The organism is Staphylococcus sp. GDB20D11A, assembly GCF_016893255.1.
GTDB lineage: Bacteria > Bacillota > Bacilli > Staphylococcales > Staphylococcaceae > Staphylococcus > Staphylococcus aureus.
Map to the genome: position 1 here is coordinate 83,159 of NZ_JAFEPJ010000016.1, position 21,093 is coordinate 104,251.

A 21,093-nucleotide genomic window follows, 5' to 3' on the forward strand; every position below is an offset into this window, starting at 1 on the left:
TTCAGTATTAATAAATATTTAAATCCGAACACTCGAATAAAAGTATATGCGTCTTGATCATTAACCTACATAATTAACAAGCTATTAAGTAATTATGTTTCATTGTTGCTTTTTAAAAATCAAATATGGATTCACCATTGCCAATGTCATCATCTGTCGCTAATCTTTGTTGTTGGTTTGAAGGTTGTGAATATGACTTATTATGATGATGTGCTGAATGCGTATTTACTTTACCACCCATCGCTTCTATTTCAGCAGCTGTCACTTGATGTGTTGGCTGCGTAATTTGTGAGTGTGGCATTTGATTATGGTTAGCAATACGACGATTCATTTGTTGTTCACCAATATGTGGTGTATTTGATGTTGAAGCATATAAAGATGTTAATATATGTATGGCATACATATGTTTTTCAAAGTCATGGTCATGCTGCGCCTGCTCTGCTTGTACTAATTCTTGCTCAATTCGTGCTATTAAAGTTTCTCTATTCACCATCTACGCCTCACTTTCACACCAATTAATTGGTGATTTTCCTACTGACTCTAAATAGGTATTCGCTTTGGAATACGGTTTTGATCCAAAGAATCCTCTATATGCAGACAGTGGACTAGGATGCACTGATTTTATAATACAATGTTTAGATGTATCGATAAGCTTTATTTTTTGCTGTGCAGGTTTCCCCCACAAAATAAAGACAACATGTTCTTTATAATCAGACACTGCTTTAATAATTTCATCAGTAAATGTTTCCCAACCAATATCACGATGAGAATTTGCTTCACCCTGTCTTACGGTTAAAACTGTATTCAATAACAAGACGCCTTCTCTTGCCCAATCTTGTAAATGTGGTGTTTGTCTAACACATCCAATATCATCTGCTAATTCTTTATACATATTACGTAAAGATGGAGGGAATTTTGCGTTAGGTTGCACTGAAAATGCTAATCCATGTGCTTGGTTTGGACCATGATACGGGTCTTGTCCTAATATAACAACTTTGATATTTTCAAACGTTGTTAAATCAAACGCTTGATATATATTTTCCCTATCAGGGTATACGATTGCAGTCGAATATTCTTTTTCTAAAAAATCATGCATAGCTTTAAAGTCATGTTTCGTTGTTATGTCATGAAAAATTTGCGACCATTCCATTCAATCTCACCTCAGGACATATTTTAACATATCACACTTAACTAAAGTGAATGACATTTTCAAAAGTTACAATAGTATGAATGATTCATTTCAACAATCATCAAATATTGAATGCTTAATATTTTTCAATTAGGTTAAAAATGATATGATGAATACAATATTATTATGTAGGAGTGAAGCTCAATGGCTTTAAAGAAAGTTTTAACAATTGCCGGTTCTGACACAAGTGCTGGTGCAGGTATGCAAGCAGATTTGAAAACGTTCCAAGAATTAGATACGTATGGCATGGTCGCTTTAACTGCCATCGTTACTATGGATAAAGATACATGGTCACACGATGTCACACCATTACCTATGGATGTATTTGAAAAGCAACTTGAAACGGCTTTATCAATCGGACCTGATGCTATTAAAACAGGTATGTTAGGTACTGAGGAGATAATCAAACGTGCTGGAGAAGTATATGAGGCATCTAATGCACAATACTTTGTAGTAGATCCTGTCATGGTTTGTAAAGGCGAAGATGAAGTGCTTAACCCTGGAAATACTGAGGCGATGATTAAATATTTACTACCTAAAGCAACGGTAGTGACACCAAACTTATTTGAAGCAGGTCAATTATCAGGATTAGGTAAATTAAATTCAATTGAAGATATGAAAAAGGCTGCAACAATTATCTTTGATAAAGGCGCACAGCATGTCATCATTAAAGGTGGCAAAGCTTTAGATCAAGATAAATCGTATGACTTATACTATGATGGTCAAACATTTTATCAACTAACTACAGACATGTTCCAACAAAGTTATAACCATGGTGCTGGTTGTACATTTGCTGCGGCAACAACTGCATATTTAGCTAACGGTAAGTCACCGAAAGAAGCTGTGATTAGCGCGAAAGCTTTCGTCGCTTCTGCTATTAAAAACGGTTGGAAAATGAATGATTTTGTTGGTCCTGTGGATCACGGTGCATACAACCGTATTGAACATATCGATGTTGAAGTAACAGAGGTTTAATGCTTCGTTCATAAAAAATAGATTAACCACACCTTATGATTTGAGTGTCATTGCTGTGCGCCAGTAAAGTTAGCTTTCAAAGTCTAACTTTGGGGCTCAGTACACAATAAAGTCACTTTCGGTGTGGTTATTTTAGTTATTAAATACTTGTTTGATTTTCACAGTTAAATTGGGCAAATAAGTATTGTAAGTCCTCGTTATAGGCAGTTTTATTTCAACATATGTATATACTATTCATTTACAGTGTCACGCTTCAGTTTTCCTATAAAAACCAAATCCTTTCGGAACTTTATTATGCCCATGTTTAAACATAATGTTTTATCCCGTTCTACTAATTCTGCCATTTTTTTGAAATTAAAAATAACTTCTCAACGACTTTATAAAAATATATTCCTTTTAAAACATGATACATAAATAGTCTTAGTAAATCATACGTTCTATGTCTGATAAAAAGTTGATACTTAAGGTTGATGTCACACATAAAAATGTTATTTATAATATAACCATAGAGTAGCAAAGGAGGTAATATAGGTTATGATTATTTATCGACAGTATCACCATGAAGGCGCACCAGTTTATGAAATTATAACCAAAACGTTTCAGCATGTTTCAATTAAATGTGACGATTCATTTAGTGATACTGAAATATTCAAATTGCTCTCTTTATTACAAGACGATATAGATCATATGAAAGTTAGTTAAATTGACTAATCGTTCCAATAATCCAGAATTTATTAAACATTGATATAGTTGTTATTATTATTTTAGATTAATGCATCCCCGTGCAAAGAAAGAAACGTAGCCTATATTTATCTCTGTTCCCAATAATAATAACAATACATAACTGATATTAGCTGTCCTTTCATCTCCTAATTAATATGCGTTCATGCAGCTAATATCGGTTATTTTTTGTGCTTAAAGAAATCTTTATTTTAATCTCTCCATCGTCATTAATTGCTATCATTTCTTGCTCGTGTTCTTCAATGAATTCGATATTTTCATTTATTAAAATAGGTTTAACGTAGTTAATTTGACACTGGTTCGCCTCTATTGACATAGCCATCAGCATCATTTGACTCACTAATTGTCCTGGCACAATCTCATTATGTATTGGATTATCATCATTTACGAGCGCCAAATATTCATTTATCCATATCTCATTAAACTTCATCTCTACTTCATCGCCTTAATAAAAGTTTGTGTAACCGTTATGACATGATGATCATTTTTAGTTAATGTTAAAGCCATTGTATAACGTGTGATATTGCGAATCTGTCGGCATTCAATATCTTCTAAATGCCCTACATATATTGTGTCTACTTCTATCTTTTGAGTTTGATTAATTGCTGATTTTGTTAAAATCAGTTCGTTATATGCATATTTTTTAAATAAATCAAATTTTGGCCATAATGACGCACACATTAATGGTGGTACTTCTTTTCTATAAGGTTGGTTAAAACACTGATAATATGCAGCCACACTATCCTTAGAAAATGACACATTTAATCGCTGGTTAGAATCGAGTAAATAATGCTGCATTTCCTAGACCTCCCCCAATCCCCATAGATGCAATCATAGTCTCTCTGTCAAACATATAAAATAATCGCGTCACTAATTGGGCACCGCTTGCACCGTATGGATGACCTGATGCTAATGCACCACCCCATATATTTAATTGCATATTTGAAATATTTAAAGCTTGTTGGCAGGCAACCACCTGTGCACTGAACGCTTCGTTAATTTCAATGACTTCAATATTTTCTATCGTTAATTGATTTCTTTTTAGTAAGTTGGAAATGGCTGGTACTGGACCAATGCCAGGAAAATTAGAATCAACACCTACCGTAACACCATCTTTAAATAATAAACCATGCTCGAAACCTAATTCGTATGCCATATCTTTTTCCATAATAAGCAATAAAACTGCACCATCATTTTTCATACAACTATTCGCAGCGGTAACGGTCCCACCTTTGATCACGGGCTTAAATCGGCCAAAGTTATCTTTCGGAATATGTGATTTTAGACTTTCATCAGTGTTGAATATTTCTCCTTTAACGGTTATAGGTAATATTTCCTGAGAAATATTTCCATTCTTTACATTTTCCGCTGTCAGTTGATGACTTCGATAAGCAAATTCATCTTGTAATTCTCTTGAAACATCATACATCTTGGCTACATTTTCAGCACCTTGAATCATTGATGGATCGCTCATTTCAGGTGCAAATGATGCACGCTCATAAAACTCAGGTAATGCTGTTTCGTACACAGAATGCGGTCGTTTGATTTTCCAAGGTGCTCGACTTGTACTTTCAACACCGCCTGCAATATATACCTTGCCAGCTCCGGCTTGAATCATGCGACATGCATATTGAACACTTTCAAGTCCAGACCCACATTGCCGATCGATTGTGACGCCAGGTATTGAATCTTTAAGCCCCGCTTCAAGCAATGCTTTTCTTGCAATATTGCCACCATTCCCAACAACATTACCTAAAACTACATCATCTATTTTAGATATTACCTCTGGATACTTCTCTTTAAAATGTTGGAATAAAGGTTTGAGCAATTGTTCTGGCTCTAAATGTTTTAAAGTGCCTCCAAATTTCCCAAATGCAGTTCGTTTAGCTGCAACTATGACTGCTTGATTCATATTATAATTCACCTCTCAAATACATCGATATCATTTTTTCTCTAGCAATTTTACCACTTGCAGTGTAATACATCTTTTCTACATGATGAATCATCGATGGAATTTCATAGCGTTTCACTTTCTTATTTAAAAATTGTTTTACATTTTTATGTGTAAGTGTCACATCACCAGAATAAAGCAATACACCTATTTGACCAAAACGCTTATTTGGAATACCGATTATAATTGCTTCATCAATACTCGACGATTGCGTTAAAAGGCGTTCAACATGTGCTGGATATATATTTTGACCACCAATAATTAACATATCATGTTGTCGTCCCGTTAAATATAAATACTGCTCTTTTACATAGCCATTATCATTAGTAACAAACCATTCATCATTATTTATACATTGTTCGCTTACATAGCCACTAAACATCATATTACTTTTTATACAAATAGTTCCTATACCATTGTGATCGTGATTCGTTGTTTTCAATTCCACATTTGGAAATAGCATACCTACTGATTCAACTGGTGCTTGCTGATTCAAGTTATAGCTGATAAAACTGGTTTCCGATGTACCAAAAAATTCAATCAAATTTATGTCATTTGCTTGAATTTTTATCTTTTTAAAAATAGAAGAATGCAGCTTATCTCCACTGCTAAAAAATGATTGGATTGTATGTTCATTGTTGTAAACTAACAATAATGATTTAATCATCGTTGGAACAAGAAACATAGCAACTTTGTATGATGATATTTTACGACATTGATTAAGTAACTTTTCAGGATGAAAAGTGGTCTGTCCTATAAAAGTACGACCAGAACTTAAAGCAAACAATAACGCATATAATGTTAACGAGTACGATAGTGGTCCGGGGGCTGCTATGGCATTTTCATTTTTTAACATCAACATTTCATTAACTTCAAAAGAAGCCAACCATGAATCTTCATCACGATAATATGCTTTTGGCAGTCCAGTTGTCCCTGAAGTAAAACCAATATGTAATAAATTGGGGTAGTGCTGTAATTGCGTTGAATCAATAAACATCGGTGAGTCTATACTCTGCATGAGACCTGTATCTTCAATTACATCTTTAATACCATATTTTTCAATCAATTGACGATGTATAGTACTTTGCCATTTACCTTCCATCATCATAGGCACTTTATGTAAACGATGCAAAGCTAAATAACAAATAATACTTTGAACCGGTGATTTCATATTAATAGCAACGACAGGGTTAAGTGAATATTTCTGCAAAGATTCAACTGCGCTAGTGATGCGGGCATTTAGTTCACTATATGTAATTATTTCATCATCTATATGTAATGCTATGTCATTAGGTTTATTTTGAGTATGTATTTTCAACTGTTCTAAAATTACGTTCATCAATATCCCTCACTCAATGTAAACTTTAAAATACATCTTGTTAACATTATATAATGAACAAGCATTTTTATCAGGTCATACTACCTATGATAAAAATCAAACTTAAGCCCTAGATAAATTTGATACTGTAGTACCATGTTTTTTATTAGATAAGACGTTACTATATGTATATAGAGAAAAGAAGTTATCGCAATCGCAATAACTGACACAAATAAGTCACCCAATCTATTTAAGTTTGTGTTCTCTATAATAATATTGAAGGTTAGAGTCTCAATATTAATTGCGTTGGACAAAATACTCTAAGACATATTTACATCCTAACATTTCAATAGCAAGAGAATTTTAAGTATTCAAAGCTAAACATATGCTTTAAGTCCCCTCTTTCCCCCATTGCGATAATCATTGCAGTGGGGGTTTATGTATATACAAAAACTTTATTACGGCTAATTACAGTTCTCAATTTAAAAAGCACTTTAAAGTTAGCAGAACCTACTAGCTTTAAAGTGCTTATATACGATTGATTTATACTTTTTATTAAAATCTCTAATTCTTACGTTCTTTAACCCACCATAATGCTTCTTTTGGATGTTCTGCATAATAAGCTCTATCTTGCTCGTTATCTACATTTGGATACGAACCTTTTAGAGATTTTCCTGCTGTACTTAAATGTAAGAATGTAATAACTAAAAAGCCAATAACACTGATTGCTGTTAAATAATACGCAGGTGCTAATGGATCTCCAGTTTTCGTAACTAACCATGTTGCAACTAATGGCGTCGTACCACCAAATATCGAAACAGAGATATTAAATGTTACTGATAAAGTTCGATATCTTATATGACTGTAAAACATCGTTGGTAACGACCCTGGCATTGTCGCTTCGTAAGTTGATAAGAAAAATCCTAATACAAATATACCAATTACTATAACAACAAATGATTGTGAATGTAATAACATAAATGCAATGATACTAAATAATGTTAGCCCACCAGTACCAATTAGAAATACTTTCTTTTCACCTATTTTATCCGCTAACTTACCAAATATTAATGCTAATGGAATCATTATTGCCATGACACAAGTAATTAATACACTTGTTGTCGTTGCATCTAATTTGATAACTTGTTCTAAATAGGTTGGCAAGTATGCAGTTACCATATAGTTCGTAACATTGAAGAATACAACAGCTACAAAACATACAAATATATCTTTGTAATAAAATCTGATGATTTGTAAAAAGTTAATGTTGTCTCTTTCTGGTTGTGTTGCAACATCATTTTCGAAAACTGGTGATTCTTCCAGCTTACGACGTAAATATAAGCCAAATAATCCTAAGAATAAACCAAGTAAGAATGGGATTCTCCAACCAAATGATGCCATTTGTTCATCTGTTAAAAAGAATGTTAATACAGCAATCATAATTGAAGCAGCTATGTAACCTGATAATGTCCCAATTTCTAGTCCACTACCTAATGAGTTACGACGCTTATCTGGAGATGACTCCGCAACATATGTCATTGCCCCCGCATACTCTCCACCTGTTGAAAACCCTTGTAGTACTCTTGCAAGCAATAATAGTATTGGTGCCCAAAGTCCAATTTGATCATAGCTTGGCAATAATCCAATGGTTAATGTTGAAAATGCCATTAAAATAATTGTTGATGTTAATACAACTTTACGTCCATATTTGTCACCAATAATACCAAATACAACACCACCAATTGGTCTTAATAAAAACGCAATGGCTAATGCTGCGAAAGTCAACATTTGTCGAATGTCTGCACTCTCTACTGGAGAGAAGAAGTTCGCTCCAATGTACGCAGTTGTATATGCATAGACACCAAAATCGAACCATTCCATTGCATTACCGATACCGGTTGCAACAACAGTCTTTTTAGCTTTCTTTGCATCCACCATGTTAATATTCTCTTTATTAAAATCCATGAATTCATACACTCCCTCTTGTATGTTTCATAATTATACGGAGTTAATTAGTTTTGTCAAATTTATAAGAATTTAAACTTTTATATAAATACAAAAGTATGTTTGTTCAAAAGTTTCACTTTATCGAATTAAATTCAATGATTTTATACCCTCGTACATTTGAATTAAACAATAATAATTCTTAAATCATCGAACGATCAACATATTAGATTTATAATTAAAAATAGCGATAGCACACAACTTCATGTAAGTCATATGCTATCACTACTTTCCTCATCATATTTAAATGTTTATATTCAATTTACTTCAATAACTTTGTCATTACTTTGGGAGTGGGACAGAAATGATATTTTTACAAAATTTATTTCGTTGTCCCACCCCAACTTGCACATTATTGTAAGCTGACTTTCCGCCAGCTTCTATGTTGGGGCCCCGCCAACTCGCATTGCCTGTAGAAATTGGGAATCCAATTTCTCTTTGTTGGGGCCCACACCCCAACTCGCATTGCCTGTAGAATTTCTTTTCGAAATTCTCTGTGTTGGGGCCCCTGACTAGAGTTGAAAAAAAGCTTGTTGCAAGCGCATTTTCATTCAGTCAACTACTGCCAATATAATATTATAGATCCTAGGACATTGATTTATGTCCCAAGCTGATCAACGAATCAGACATCACTCTTTAAAAATTCATAATGTTTAATAAATATTTATTTTAAATTCCTAATCTAAAGCGAAATATTTCTATGTATAATCTAATATTTATGAATATGCATTTTAACCATGGTATTCTCTGTTTTAACAAATTTTATAATACTGTATTAATTTCTGATGGATCATTGATTATAAAATCTGGATTTGAATGAAGTAATGACCTTGCATCATGTGCTCCCCATGTTACTGCTGCAGATGGTACACCAGCATGTTGCGCCATCTCAACATCAAATGTTGAATCACCAATATAAACCGTTTGTTGGCTATTTAAATTGTAGCGTTGCACAATTGTGTGTATGCCTTCAGGATTTGGTTTATATGCACTTACTTGATCGGATCCAACAGCTTCGGTTATCAAGTGATTTAATCCAATAGCCGATAAATTTCTTTCTAATACATCACTCTTCTTACTAGACACCACGAAAAGTTTTTTCCCTTGGTTATACAAACTTGTAATGGCTTCAGTTATACCCGCAAATTCATAAATATAGTCCTTTTCAATAGATTGATATGTATGTCTAAATGTATCGATTAACTTTGCTAATGCTGCTTCATCTAATGGTCGGTCTGCTAATTTTAAAAATGATTCTTCAATAGGTATTCCCATATAATGCGTTATTTCTTTAGATGATGGTTCCGTTAAACCACATGCTTTAAATGCATTTTGTGTAGCTACTTCACCACATTTTTTCGTGTCTGCTAATGTACCATCGAAATCAAAAATATAATTGTCAAACTTCACTATTAACACTCCCGTTCGTTTGTTAATGACATTATACTATAATTTAATATTTAAATAAAAAAATAATCGATAATATTATCACAATGGCATAATATTATCGACTATCTTTTATTTATTCTAAATTAGCATGATTTTGTTGCATTGTTTGTTCCGTAACATTCATTTCAGTCATCAATCCCATTACAACACTATCTAAAAATAATTGTGATGCTTGTTCAAACAAACTTCCTAATGGTTGTGCCGAACCTTGTTCATCATATTTTGTACCTGCAGGCAAAACGATGTTCGTCCCAGCTAGATTGCCTATTGCAGAATCTTTATTTGTAGTAATTAATACGATGTCAGCACCTACTGATTTTGCTTTGTCTGCTAATAATCTTAAATGTTCCGTGGAACCTGAACCAGAGATAATTACAAATACATCATTCGACTTAATCGCAGGTGTCGTTGATTCTCCAACAACATGTGCCTGTTTGCCGAGCTGATTTAAGCGCATTGCAAAGCTATTCGCCACGAATCCTGAACGTCCTTTGCCAGCTACAAATATATGTTCAGCATGTAGTATTTTGGACGCAAACGTAGAAAACTCATCCGCTTCAACATGTGACAAAGTCATCTTTAATTCATCTAGAATTAATTGATAATCACTAAATTTAGCCATATTACTTACCTTCGATTGCAGCGCGACATTGTTTTGCAGCTTCTACTGGATCATCTGCATTTGCGATTCCGCCACCAACAATAACAAGATCCGGACTTTCAGCGACAATTTCTTTAATTGTATCTGGTTTAATTCCACCTGCTACTGCAACTTTAGAATTTTTAATAACAGATTTAACGGTTCTTAAACTTTCTAATGGTGATTGCCCTTCTGCTTGTAAATCATAACCAGTGTGTACTGCAATATAATCAGCACCCATTTCATCTAGTTCTTTTGCACGTTTTTCTAAATCTTGAACAGCAATCATATCAACTAGTAATTGTTTATTATTTTTATGAGCTTCTTCAATAGCTGCTTTAATTGATGCATCTTCTGCAACACCTAGTATTGTAATTACATCCGCGCCAAATTTAATAGCTTGGCTAACTTCATAATCAGCTGCATCCATAATTTTCATGTCTGCTAATACTTTTACATTACTTATGTTGTCTGCCATATGTTTAACTGCTGGTAAACCTTCGTTGTAAATGATTGGCGTACCGATTTCTACGATATCTACATAATCTTTTACTTTATTTGCTAACTCAGCCGCGTCTTCTTTGTTTAATAAATCAATTGCTAATTGTAATTCCACTAAAAATCATCCTTCCAATGCTTTTTATCTTTCTATTGGAACCTTTCCCGAGGCATTTCTTAATTAAACATTGCAATCAATCCATTTCATCGACATGAATTTTCGCAACATTTTTCGGGCAAGCTTCGTCGTCTAAATATATCTCAACATTCGGGTGTTTGTGAAGTAATGTGGCTGGAACATCAACAGAAATTTCCTGATTTAATAAATGTGTAATAGCAGCACGTTTCTTTTCACCAAATGCGAGTAAAATGATACGTTTAGCTTGAAGAATATTAGCAAGTCCCATCGAAATGGCTTGCTTTGGAACATCATCTTCGTTTTCAAAATATCGACTATTAGCCTTAATAGTACTTTCAGTCAAATCAACGATATGAGTAACGCTATCAAACGGCGTACCAGGTTCATTAAATCCAATATGACCATTTTCTCCAATACCTAAAATTTGAATATCACGTTGACCTTGTTGTTCTAAAACGTCATTATATTTTGACGCTTCCGCATTCATATCATCGTCATCTCCATTCGGAATATGAATATTCTTTCTATTAAAATAAGGATATTGTTTGAAAAGCATGTCATCCATATAATAGTGATAACTTTGCGGATGTGATGCGGTTAAACCTACATATTCGTCTAAATTAAACGTGGATACATTGTCTACGTTTAACTGATTTTTATTTAATAACTTAACAAGTTGTTCATACAAATCTGTCATTGTACCGCCAGTTGCTAAACCTAGTTTACAGTGCTGATTAAATGCCATCTCTTTATATAACTCACATGCAACATAGAATGATGCTTGTTTTTTCGATCCTAAGTTTAATACTTTCATTGTTTACATGCCTCCACAAATTTAATACATTTTAAAAACTTATGAATTCATTCATACACCATTAATATAGCATCATTTTTAATGTTTAACACTTTTCAAATTCCAACAAATTTTTGATTTTTAAAAGTAAAAAACTAATGCTGTATGATTGTGTAATCCTGAGTAATTACTCTTCATGAAAATTAATTTATAAATAATTGAGCAATCGTATACAATTATTGAATAGTTTTTAGTAAAATAGAAAGATAAACACATTGATAGTGTAAGGAGTGAACGTGTTGGAACCAATTAAAGAACAAGAAGTTATAGATTTACTTGCTTCTTTTGAACATAAACCTGTGTATCTGCATGTTGAAACGACAAATGGGGCCTATGCGAACCATTTCGATCAACGTGTTTTTAATGCTGGTACATTTTTAAGAAACATACAAGTAACATATACGCATGCGCAACTAAAAGGTGGTAATAAAGAACCTTATCGCATTGGTCTTAAACTATCAAATGGTGGTTGGGTTTATGTACAAGGTCTAACGCATTTTGAGATCAATGAGCATGATGAATTTTTAATTGCAGGTTTTAATTACGAAGGTCAACTCGCTGCAGCACTTCAAATTAGTGAGCGACCATTTAATTTATAGAGGAGGCATCAACATGACTGACGAAAGACATGTATTAGTAATATTTCCACATCCTGATGATGAAACCTTCTCATCTGCAGGCACATTAGCAAGTTATATCCAACAAGGCATACCTGTAACATACGCATGTTTAACCCTAGGACAAATGGGCAGAAATTTAGGTAATCCCCCATTTGCAACGCGCGAATCATTACCAAGTATTCGTGAGCGTGAACTAGAAGAAGCTTGTAAAGTTATTGGTATTACTGATTTAAGAAAAATGGGTTTACGTGACAAAACTGTCGAATTTGAACCCTATGAACATATAGATGGTATGATTAAATCTTTAATCGATGATACAAATCCATCATTGATTATTTCATTTTATCCTGGATATGCAGTACATCCTGATCACGAAGCAACAGCAGACGCTGTAATTCGAACGGTTGAACGCATGCCTAAAGAAGAACGCCCTCGTTTAACTTTAGTTGCGTTCAGTAATGATGCAACCGAAGCTCTTGGAGAGCCTGATATTCAAAATGATATTACAGATTTTAAAGAACTTAAAATTAAGGCATTTGAAGCACATGCTTCTCAAACAGGTCCATTTTTAAAACAATTAGCAAGTCCTGAAATCGATGGTAAACAACACAGCTTTTTAACAGTCGAACCATATTGGACATATCACTTTAAATCTTAACGGAGGAAAAAAATGACTGAATTTGATTTATCGACACGAGAAGGTCGTTGGAAACACTTTGGTTCCGTAGATCCTATCGAAGGCACGAAACCTACTACTAAGAACGAAATGACAGATTTACAAAGTACACATAAAGATTTCTTATTTGAAATAGAAGAAGTTGGTATTAAAAACTTAGTGTACCCTGTACTTGTTGACCAGTATCAAACAGCTGGCACATTTAGTTTTTCAACAAGTTTAACAAAAGACGAAAAAGGTATTAATATGAGCCGTATTATTGAAAGTGTTGAAAAGCACTATGATAATGGTATTGAACTTGAATTTAATACACTTTATCAGGTGTTACGCACTTTACAAACGAATATGAAACAAAATGCGGCAGGCGTTGATGTTTCTGGGAAATGGTTCTTTGATCGCTATAGTCCAACCACAAATATTAAAGCAGTTGGTAATGCCGATGTCACTTATGGATTAGCAATTGACGGTGATAAAGTTACACGTAAAGAACTTACTATTGAAGCAACTGTCACAACGCTATGCCCTTGTTCAAAAGAAATAAGTGAATATTCAGCGCACAACCAACGTGGTGTTGTCACTGTTAAAACATATATTAATAAAGATCAAGACATAGTTGATGACTATAAAAACAAAATTTTAGATGCAATGGAAGCTAATGCAAGTTCAATTCTATACCCTATTTTAAAACGTCCTGATGAAAAACGAGTGACAGAGCGTGCATATGAAAATCCACGTTTTGTCGAAGACTTAATTCGTTTAATTGCCGCGGACTTAGTTGAATTTGATTGGTTAGACGGTTTCGATATCGAATGTCGTAATGAAGAGTCTATCCATCAACATGATGCTTTCGCTAAATTAAAGTATCGCAAATAATATCATATGATTAATTCAAACGCGTAACAGTAGTTGCGCGTTTTTATTATACCTCCTAGAGTTGTATATCTCTTTTATAAATCTTCTCATTTGATGTGCCTGAGTCATAAATCAATTTCCAAAGCTCTACAATGATATATTGGTCGTAGTTGACTGAATAACTACTACCATTATAAATATCAAAACTTGTTGTTTTATAAATAAACACATCTTCCACTTAAAAGAAGTAATTAAATATTATGTGATATAATTATAAAAAATAGATATAAGTGGTGTTGTAAATGAATTATTTTGTAGGTAATAGTTTAGGTGTTAATTTAACTGGGATAGAGAAAGCAATTATTAATCGTTTAAATTTATTTAAAGAAATTGGAAGACCAGCGCAATGTGTATTTCTGTCATGGAATAGATATTTATATAGAAATGCCCAAAATTATATTACTAGTTCTGACTATATTAATATGTATGATTTCTTCCAAGAAGCAACATATTTAGAACGCAATGAACCATTTGACTGGTTGTCATATTGGACTGATGAATGTCATTATACTTTAAAACATGTTGAAAATAGTCATGACTTTAGAATATATGATCAAGAGCGTTTCTTAATGTATGCCCATTTTCAAGATCCTAAATATCGTATATTAGATTATGTGAATCATTTTGATAGTCAAAGACGAAAAGTAAAACGTGATTTTTATGATGTGCGTGGCTTTTTAAGTTGTAGTAGAATCCTTGTTGATAAACAACAAACATTATGTGAATTTTTCTATAATCCAGAAGGTGACACAAAATTAGAAAAGTATTTTTCATACAAAGATGGCAAACCAGAAGTACAAAAAATTATTGTTTACTATGCTAACAAACAATATTTCTTTAATAATGAAACGGAATTAGGCGCATTTTTCATTAAACAACTATATCAACATGGGGATTTATTTTTCAGTGATCGTAATGTGTATACAGCACCTATTTTCAACTTAACACCTGAGTCAATCCCAGTAGTAGCTGTGCTTCACAGTACACACATTAAAAATATTGATGCATTAGATTCATCGCCATTTAAAAATGTATATAAAGCGATGTTTGAAAATTTATCTCGATATCGTGCCATTATCGTTTCTACTGAGCAGCAAAAATTAGATGTTGAAAAACGTATTAATTATGCTATACCTGTCATTAATATTCCCGTCGGTTATAGTGACTCTATTGATACACCCGTTCAAACACTAGACCAGCGCAGTGTTAAATTAATTTCCGTTGCACGTTATTCACCTGAGAAACAATTACATCAGCAAATTGAATTAGTTAAACGCTTAGTCCCTTATGTACCGAAAGTAGAACTCCATATGTATGGTTTTGGTTCAGAAAGTAAAAAATTAAATGAATTGATACAAAAATATGGATTAGAAAATCATGTATATTTACGTGGCTTTTTAAGCAATCTAGACCAAGAATATAGCGATGCCTATTTGAGTTTAATAACAAGTAACATGGAAGGTTTCTCTTTAGCGCTACTTGAATCTTTAGCACATGGTGTTCCAGTTATTAGTTATGATATTAAATATGGACCTGGTGAATTAATTACTTCAGATTTCAATGGTTATTTAATTACTAAAAATGGTGAAGATGCCCTATTTGATAAAGTGAAATATGTGATTGATCATCCTGAAGTACAACAACGACTGTCAAAAGGTAGTTTGGCAAAAGCGCAACAATATAGTAAAGCGTCGTTAATTAAACAATGGGACCAATTTGTTCGTCTTATATAAATGTACTTTACCTTTATTTTTATAAAAAAGCATTTTCCTATGTTATTTAACTAAACATGTAAGTTCATATGAACGTGGTTTGTTAAATAGATAATTCTAGGAAAATGCTTTTTTCTTTTGACTTAGTTTAAAATATTTTGCCACTTTGTACTGATAGTAGTTGCATTGTACTGTTGTGCAGATTCTATACTATTAATCGAAAATTGTTGCATCATTTGAGTATTATTTAGTAATTGGTCGACCTTTTCAACCATTTGATTGATGTCACCTTGAGGTACTAAATAGCCATTAAATCCATCTTGAATCAGTTCTGATGGCCCATAATCTACATCATAACTGATCACTGGTGTACCTACTGAAAGCGACTCTAAAATTGCTAAGCCAAAACCTTCCATTTTACTTGTCGATAACATCAGTTCTGCTTTAGCAATCTCTTCATTAATATGCGTCTTAAAACCATGAAATTTAACATGTTCCGATAAATGATAATCTTCTACAAGTTGTCGATATTCTAACAAACCATTTCCATGTCCATAAATATTCAATTGAATATTGGGATGTTTTGTTACTAATTGCTTGATCACTTCAATTTGATGTTTAATTTGTTTATTTTCAACGAGGCGAGCAATTGATATGATATGATTTTTATCCTTTTGATTGCTGTCAAATTGATACTTTAAGTTTGCCACGTAGCCAACCGGAATATTGATAACTGGTATTTTATTTTCAATATATTGTGAAATATCTTGGCATTGCTTTTCTGTTGATACAACAATCGCTTTATAACGTGTTAAATTATTAAACACTGTTTTATAAAAACTTTTTATATCATTACCGGTGCCGGATAAATGTGTACTGTGGAGCACAACAATAACTGGAATACTTTGATTTAATCCCGCAATAACATTTCCTAATTCATGAGGACGGTCTAATATGATTTGATCATTATTTTTACATAATTGATGGAGAAAATATTGAACTAATTCATCTTCTGTATCAAAAAATTGTTGATGCTGGTCTTCATTTAAGATAACCTTTGTGAGCGTGTTTTTCCCTTTTATATCGTCGAAATATTTTTGGATGACGATTTCCCCATTAGGTGTATAGTAATTTTCGAGTACAATCCGTTGCCCTTCACCTAAAATTCGAGAACAACTTAAAAAGCCTCTTCCATCATACAATTCACGTTTTACTTTTCTTCTTTTATGATCAAAATAATTCACATAGTTTAATTGATGATACTGTTTATCTAAAAAATGAGCATACATTATAAATTGCTCTTCATCATATATTCTGACATCATTTGAATTTTCCACAAATTTCAATGTGTACCTACATGACTTTTCCCAATACTGTATCCAGTTAACTTGCTTTGTCTTTTTATAATTGATTGCTTTTTGAAAATAGTCATACATTGTAAACAGATCATTTTCAATCTGATGTTGCTTCGCATATGTGTATGAATAAGGATTCCATTTAACATATACACATTTTGAAGATATGCCGTGTTGTTTGAACAACTTCAGTCTATTTATTTGTGCTTTTTCTACACCAGTAATTTTACTTTCTAAAATTGTTCCTAAAATGTAATTCATATTATCGCCTCATATAAGTTTTATTCCGTATCTTTATTGTTTATTTTATATGAAAAATACATCTATTGCATGTGTAATCATAAAAAAACCAGGCCACAAGGACCTGGGTCATATTGTATTATTTGTTTTGTTTTTTGCGACGACCGAATAACAATAATGAACCTAATGCTGCGAATAATCCGCCAAATAATGTTGCATTATTTGAGCCGTTATTTTCACTACCTGTTTCTGGTAATGCTTTTGCTTTATTGTGATGGTCTTTAGTAGCACTCATTGGTTTCACAGGTGTATGTTTTCCTGCATCTGAGTCTGAGTCGCTGTCTGAATCTGAATCACTATCTGAGTCTGAATCACTGTCTGAGTCTGAGTCACTGTCTGAATCTGAATCACTATCTGAGTCTGAGTCACTGCCTGAGTCTGAGTCGCTATCTGAATCTGAGTCGCTGTCTGAATCTGAATCACTATCTGAATCTGAGTCACTGTCTGAATCTGAGTCACTGTCTGAATCTGAATCGCTATCTGAGTCTGAGTCACTGTCTGAGTCTGAGTCGCTATCTGAGTCTGAATCTGAATCGCTATCTGAATCTGAGTCGCTATCTGAGTCTGAATCGCTGTCTGAATCTGAATCACTGTCTGAGTCTGAGTCGCTGTCTGAGTCTGAGTCACTGTCTGAGTCGCTATCTGAATCTGAGTCGCTATCTGAGTCTGAGTCGCTGTCTGATGTATCTTCTTCGAAGTATCCATTATCAAGTGTGAAATCATCATGATCCGTAATTGTTACGTCAACTTCGCCACCATCTGCATCTTTATCATCTTCAGTTGTATTTGTACCTGTTTGTGTTAAGCCAGCAGGATTTTCAAAAATAACTTTGTATTTACCGCTATCTAAATTATCGAAACGATATTTACCATTTTCATCTGTTTTAGTTGTTCCAATTACTTCGCCTTTTTCGTTTTGCAATGTAACTGTCACATCTTTGATACCTTTTTCAGTCGAATCTTGTTTGCCGTCTTTATTACTGTCGTACCAAACATAATCACCTAAACTATATTTTGGTGTTTTATAGAAACCACTGTCTAATGTCATATTATCTGTATCTTTAATGACACCTGTTGTTGTTAAACCATTAGAATCTTTATCTTCAGCTGTAGTGTTTTTAACCGTTGGCGTGTAACCTGCTGGTGTTTCAAATTCTACTGTATAGTTACCATTATCTAAATCTGTAAATTTATATTTACCCGAGGCATCAGTAGTAGTTGTTCCAATAACTTTTCCAGTACTATCTTTTAATGTAACCTTAACATCTTTGATACCAGGTTCATTAGCATCTTGGATACCATCTTTATTTGTATCTTCCCATACATAGTCACCAAGATTATATTTAGGTTCTTTATAAAAACCAGTGTCTAAAGACATATCATCTTTACCATTAATTTTAACAGTAACCGAACTACCATTTGAGTCTTTTTCACCATCAGTTGTTCCATTTACTTTTGTTGGAAGATATCCAGCTGGCGTTTCGAATTTAACTGTATAAGTTTCTCCGTCTTTCAAACCACCGAATTCGTAATGACCATTAGCATCTGTTCTTACTGATTTTGTAGTACCGTCCGGGTAAGTTAATGTAACTAAAACGTTTGCCATTGGCTTTTCTTTTGAATCTGTACCTTGAACACCGTCTTTATCAACGTCTTCCCATACATAGTCACCAATTTTGTATAACTTTTCTTCAGGTTTAACAGTACCGTCACCACCACCAGTGTCATTAGAAGTTACGATGAAGTTTGAATATCCTGCATAATTATAATAACCATAATTATCAGTTGTTCTCATACTAGTACCTTGAGCAATATCTAGCTCACCATCTGATGTAGGTGTATATTTACTAACTACTTTAATGATATAAGCTGAATCAATATTGCCAAAATCCAATGTTGCTACATTATTACTAAATGATTTTTTATTATCAAATTGACTTGTTACATCTTCGTATTGACTAAAATCATAGATTCTATTACTTTGAGGCAATTGTTGATTAGAGTTAACTTTATAAACCTTTATTTCTGTATTTTGGTCAATAATGGTGCTACCATTTCCTAGTTTAATATTTCCATAATCATCTACTTGACTACCAGCTATATCAACTTTAGTGTTAGTTGCTGTTTTTTTCAAAGGATTAACATAAATTTGTTGTTCAATAGTTTGCTTATCTTCATCTAATTTTGTAAAGATAGATTGAATGTTTGAATCACCATGAACCATTGGATCTTGATAATCAACAGTGACATTTTGGCTTGTTTCTTTACCTGCTGTAGCAAATGTTAAATTCAAACTTGTCTCATTTGGAACTGTTTTTTTATCAATATACGAATATAGAGTTAAGCGTGATTTTATATCTTCATATTTATCTACATAGTCTGTAAATGTATATGTGATTTGCTTAGTTGCTTTATCAAATGTTCCTTTAGCAATGACCTCTCCTGATGGATCAGTAATATCGATAGGATCATTTTTATCTGTTAAATCCGAAGGAATTACATTCTTATCATAATTAATCGTCATTGTATCGCCTTTTTTGACTTTATTGTCAATTGTAAACTCTGTATCATATTCAATATCTTTACCGTCATGCGCTGCTGCCACATTATCTTTACCATCGCCAACTTTGATTGTTTGCTTCGTCACTTTAATTAAATCATTAACATTGTTTGAAGCAACTGCTGCTGGTTGTGCAACTGCAAAGCGCATTTTTGCGTTTACACGTTTTGGTGCAACACTTGTTGGAGCTGTAGCAACTGGTTTAGTTGAACGATCTGTATTGCTATCATTTCTAACTAATTCTTTTAATTTCTCAGGATTATTTTTAAGTTCTTCTTTTGACACATTTACTGGTTCTTTTGGATTAGTTGCATCTGTAACTTGATTGTCTACTTTTGAAGGCGTTGGTTGCGGTTGTGAATTTTCAATATTTGTAGATTCTTGAGGTGTAGTTGGTTTTGTTTGAATTTCACTTGTAGATGATTTTGTAGTTACATCGTTATTTGTATTATTTGGTGCTTTCTTCTCTTCTAAAATAACAGATGTATCTTCTGTCGCAGTTTTATCAGTTGAAGGTTTAACATTTTCTTTTTCAATGTTTTGAGGCTTAGTTTCAGTTGTAGCTGTAACGTTATTTTGCTGTTGTTGAGTACTTGATGTAGTTGATTCTTCTTTAGCTTCTGGTTGTGAATCAGTATTTCTTTCTTTCTTAATTGGATTTGTTGAATTATTTTCTGTTGTCGAATTATTTTCAGTTTCTGACACTACTTCTTTATTATCACTAGTCGTTGCATCATCTTGTTTTGCATTTTCTGTACTAGTGTTTTCAGCAGCTTTAGCTTCTTGGTTCCCTAGACCAAAAATCAATGTCGTACCTACTAAAATCGATGCAGTTCCTACAGTATACTTTCTAATCGAAAATTTGTTTAAGCGATTTGAAATCATACCCTTTTTTGTTATTGCCTTTTTATTATCCCTGTTAATCATATAAATCTCCTTTAAAATATCAATATTTGCAAAAAATTAATATTTTTACATATAAAAATTTGTATTCCCATCGTAATACATTTTTAGATAAAGCACAATACTTTAAATAAATTTATTTAAGACTGTTATTTTACACTTTGGTTTGAATAAATTAATTCTAGTAATGTTTAATTATTCGTTCGTTTTTTATATCAATTGTTTTAAATGGTTTGATACTGTGTTTAATTGCTTTTCTTATTCGTTTGTACTTTTAATGTAAAGATGAATTAAATTT

At 32.9% G+C, this 21,093-nt stretch carries 19 protein-coding genes; 6 read left to right on the top strand and 13 right to left on the bottom strand.

From position 1 onward, the window contains the following. Window positions 1–112 precede the first annotated feature (112 nt). Both JV528_RS09100 and JV528_RS09105 read right to left on the bottom strand, forming a co-directional pair. Window positions 113–493 (bottom strand): DUF5327 family protein, encoded by a 381-nt coding sequence (locus JV528_RS09100; protein WP_000248116.1) that lies wholly within the window; start codon window positions 491–493, stop codon window positions 113–115. After that, window positions 494–1,150, bottom strand: coding sequence for a uracil-DNA glycosylase (locus JV528_RS09105; protein WP_000455262.1), 657 nt, complete (start codon window positions 1,148–1,150; stop codon window positions 494–496). It lies immediately after the preceding gene. Window positions 1,151–1,333: 183 nt separating this feature from the next. Here JV528_RS09105 and thiD point away from each other — a divergent pair, with 183 nt between their 5' ends. Together thiD and vraX are read left to right on the top strand one after the other, a co-directional pair. After that, complete coding sequence (gene thiD / locus JV528_RS09110) at window positions 1,334–2,164, top strand: bifunctional hydroxymethylpyrimidine kinase/phosphomethylpyrimidine kinase (RefSeq protein WP_001185462.1); 831 nt, start codon at window positions 1,334–1,336, stop codon at window positions 2,162–2,164. Between the two features lie 534 nt (window positions 2,165–2,698). Next, window positions 2,699–2,866 carry a C1q-binding complement inhibitor VraX gene (gene vraX / locus JV528_RS09115; protein WP_000587958.1) on the top strand — a complete coding sequence of 56 codons (168 nt, stop codon included), beginning with the start codon at window positions 2,699–2,701 and terminating at the stop codon, window positions 2,864–2,866. A gap of 190 nt (window positions 2,867–3,056) precedes the next feature. Here the strand turns inward: vraX and JV528_RS09120 are convergent, their stop codons facing one another. The 9 genes from JV528_RS09120 to nagB form a co-directional block, all read right to left on the bottom strand. After that, a complete protein-coding gene (locus tag JV528_RS09120) occupies window positions 3,057–3,335 on the bottom strand; it encodes a hypothetical protein (protein ID WP_000671089.1) in 279 nt (92 codons plus the stop codon). Window positions 3,336–3,337: 2 nt separating this feature from the next. Then, window positions 3,338–3,703: a hypothetical protein gene (locus JV528_RS09125; protein WP_001165060.1), complete on the bottom strand. Its 366-nt coding sequence runs from the start codon at window positions 3,701–3,703 to the stop codon at window positions 3,338–3,340. Further along, window positions 3,678–4,817: a thiolase family protein gene (locus tag JV528_RS09130; RefSeq protein WP_001070663.1), complete on the bottom strand. Its 1,140-nt coding sequence runs from the start codon at window positions 4,815–4,817 to the stop codon at window positions 3,678–3,680. Before JV528_RS09130 ends, JV528_RS09125 begins: the two co-directional genes overlap by 26 nt. Before the next feature lies 1 nt (window position 4,818). Next, a complete protein-coding gene (locus JV528_RS09135) occupies window positions 4,819–6,195 on the bottom strand; it encodes a long-chain fatty acid--CoA ligase (RefSeq protein ID WP_001100818.1) in 1,377 nt (458 codons plus the stop codon). Window positions 6,196–6,738: 543 nt separating this feature from the next. Then, window positions 6,739–8,139, bottom strand: coding sequence for an MFS transporter (locus JV528_RS09140; protein WP_000347071.1), 1,401 nt, complete (start codon window positions 8,137–8,139; stop codon window positions 6,739–6,741). An 801-nt stretch (window positions 8,140–8,940) separates the two neighbouring features. Beyond that, entirely contained in the window at window positions 8,941–9,588 is a 648-nt protein-coding gene (locus JV528_RS09145) for an HAD family hydrolase (RefSeq protein WP_000667092.1), read from the bottom strand. Window positions 9,589–9,700: 112 nt separating this feature from the next. Beyond that, window positions 9,701–10,249: a 6-phospho-3-hexuloisomerase gene (gene hxlB, locus JV528_RS09150; protein ID WP_001051594.1), complete on the bottom strand. Its 549-nt coding sequence runs from the start codon at window positions 10,247–10,249 to the stop codon at window positions 9,701–9,703. Between the two features lies 1 nt (window position 10,250). Further along, the gene (gene hxlA / locus JV528_RS09155; RefSeq protein ID WP_000422864.1) at window positions 10,251–10,883 is read right to left on the bottom strand and encodes a 3-hexulose-6-phosphate synthase; all 633 of its coding nucleotides are present in this window, start codon (window positions 10,881–10,883) and stop codon (window positions 10,251–10,253) included. A 76-nt stretch (window positions 10,884–10,959) separates the two neighbouring features. Beyond that, a complete protein-coding gene (nagB, locus tag JV528_RS09160) occupies window positions 10,960–11,718 on the bottom strand; it encodes a glucosamine-6-phosphate deaminase (protein ID WP_000866427.1) in 759 nt (252 codons plus the stop codon). Between the two features lie 275 nt (window positions 11,719–11,993). Here nagB and JV528_RS09165 point away from each other — a divergent pair, with 275 nt between their 5' ends. The 4 genes from JV528_RS09165 (at window position 11,994) to sdgB (ending at window position 15,698) form a co-directional block, all read left to right on the top strand. Next, window positions 11,994–12,356, top strand: a complete 363-nt coding sequence (locus JV528_RS09165) for a YojF family protein (RefSeq protein WP_001574742.1) — start codon at window positions 11,994–11,996, stop codon at window positions 12,354–12,356. Between the two features lie 13 nt (window positions 12,357–12,369). Next, a complete protein-coding gene (gene bshB2 / locus JV528_RS09170) occupies window positions 12,370–13,035 on the top strand; it encodes a bacillithiol biosynthesis deacetylase BshB2 (RefSeq protein ID WP_000129073.1) in 666 nt (221 codons plus the stop codon). A 12-nt stretch (window positions 13,036–13,047) separates the two neighbouring features. Then, window positions 13,048–13,926, top strand: coding sequence for a GTP cyclohydrolase FolE2 (folE2, locus tag JV528_RS09175; RefSeq protein ID WP_000134232.1), 879 nt, complete (start codon window positions 13,048–13,050; stop codon window positions 13,924–13,926). A gap of 281 nt (window positions 13,927–14,207) precedes the next feature. Then, window positions 14,208–15,698, top strand: a complete 1,491-nt coding sequence (gene sdgB, locus JV528_RS09180) for a serine-aspartate repeat adhesin O-glycosyltransferase SdgB (protein ID WP_065315831.1) — start codon at window positions 14,208–14,210, stop codon at window positions 15,696–15,698. A 122-nt stretch (window positions 15,699–15,820) separates the two neighbouring features. Here sdgB and sdgA read toward each other — a convergent pair whose 3' ends face one another. Next, window positions 15,821–17,293 carry a serine-aspartate repeat adhesin O-glycosyltransferase SdgA gene (gene sdgA, locus JV528_RS09185; RefSeq protein ID WP_001106716.1) on the bottom strand — a complete coding sequence of 491 codons (1,473 nt, stop codon included), beginning with the start codon at window positions 17,291–17,293 and terminating at the stop codon, window positions 15,821–15,823. A gap of 118 nt (window positions 17,294–17,411) precedes the next feature. Then, window positions 17,412–20,819, bottom strand: coding sequence for an MSCRAMM family adhesin SdrE (gene sdrE, locus JV528_RS09190; RefSeq protein WP_204254824.1), 3,408 nt, complete (start codon window positions 20,817–20,819; stop codon window positions 17,412–17,414). Window positions 20,820–21,093: the final 274 nt, after the last annotated feature.

What these genes read in the sequence shown, in the direction of transcription:
- JV528_RS09100 (WP_000248116.1), bottom strand. Translation starts at nt 493, where the DNA reads ATGGTGAATAGAGAAACTTTAATAGCACGAATTGAGCAAGAATTAGTA.
- JV528_RS09105 (WP_000455262.1), bottom strand. Translation starts at nt 1,150, where the DNA reads ATGGAATGGTCGCAAATTTTTCATGACATAACAACGAAACATGACTTT.
- thiD (WP_001185462.1), top strand. Translation starts at nt 1,334, where the DNA reads ATGGCTTTAAAGAAAGTTTTAACAATTGCCGGTTCTGACACAAGTGCT.
- vraX (WP_000587958.1), top strand. Translation starts at nt 2,699, where the DNA reads ATGATTATTTATCGACAGTATCACCATGAAGGCGCACCAGTTTATGAA.
- JV528_RS09120 (WP_000671089.1), bottom strand. Translation starts at nt 3,335, where the DNA reads ATGAAGTTTAATGAGATATGGATAAATGAATATTTGGCGCTCGTAAAT.
- JV528_RS09125 (WP_001165060.1), bottom strand. Translation starts at nt 3,703, where the DNA reads ATGCAGCATTATTTACTCGATTCTAACCAGCGATTAAATGTGTCATTT.
- JV528_RS09130 (WP_001070663.1), bottom strand. Translation starts at nt 4,817, where the DNA reads ATGAATCAAGCAGTCATAGTTGCAGCTAAACGAACTGCATTTGGGAAA.
- JV528_RS09135 (WP_001100818.1), bottom strand. Translation starts at nt 6,195, where the DNA reads ATGAACGTAATTTTAGAACAGTTGAAAATACATACTCAAAATAAACCT.
- JV528_RS09140 (WP_000347071.1), bottom strand. Translation starts at nt 8,139, where the DNA reads ATGGATTTTAATAAAGAGAATATTAACATGGTGGATGCAAAGAAAGCT.
- hxlB (WP_001051594.1), bottom strand. Translation starts at nt 10,249, where the DNA reads ATGGCTAAATTTAGTGATTATCAATTAATTCTAGATGAATTAAAGATG.
- nagB (WP_000866427.1), bottom strand. Translation starts at nt 11,718, where the DNA reads ATGAAAGTATTAAACTTAGGATCGAAAAAACAAGCATCATTCTATGTT.
- bshB2 (WP_000129073.1), top strand. Translation starts at nt 12,370, where the DNA reads ATGACTGACGAAAGACATGTATTAGTAATATTTCCACATCCTGATGAT.
- folE2 (WP_000134232.1), top strand. Translation starts at nt 13,048, where the DNA reads ATGACTGAATTTGATTTATCGACACGAGAAGGTCGTTGGAAACACTTT.
- sdgB (WP_065315831.1), top strand. Translation starts at nt 14,208, where the DNA reads ATGAATTATTTTGTAGGTAATAGTTTAGGTGTTAATTTAACTGGGATA.
- sdgA (WP_001106716.1), bottom strand. Translation starts at nt 17,293, where the DNA reads ATGAATTACATTTTAGGAACAATTTTAGAAAGTAAAATTACTGGTGTA.
- sdrE (WP_204254824.1), bottom strand. Translation starts at nt 20,819, where the DNA reads ATGATTAACAGGGATAATAAAAAGGCAATAACAAAAAAGGGTATGATT.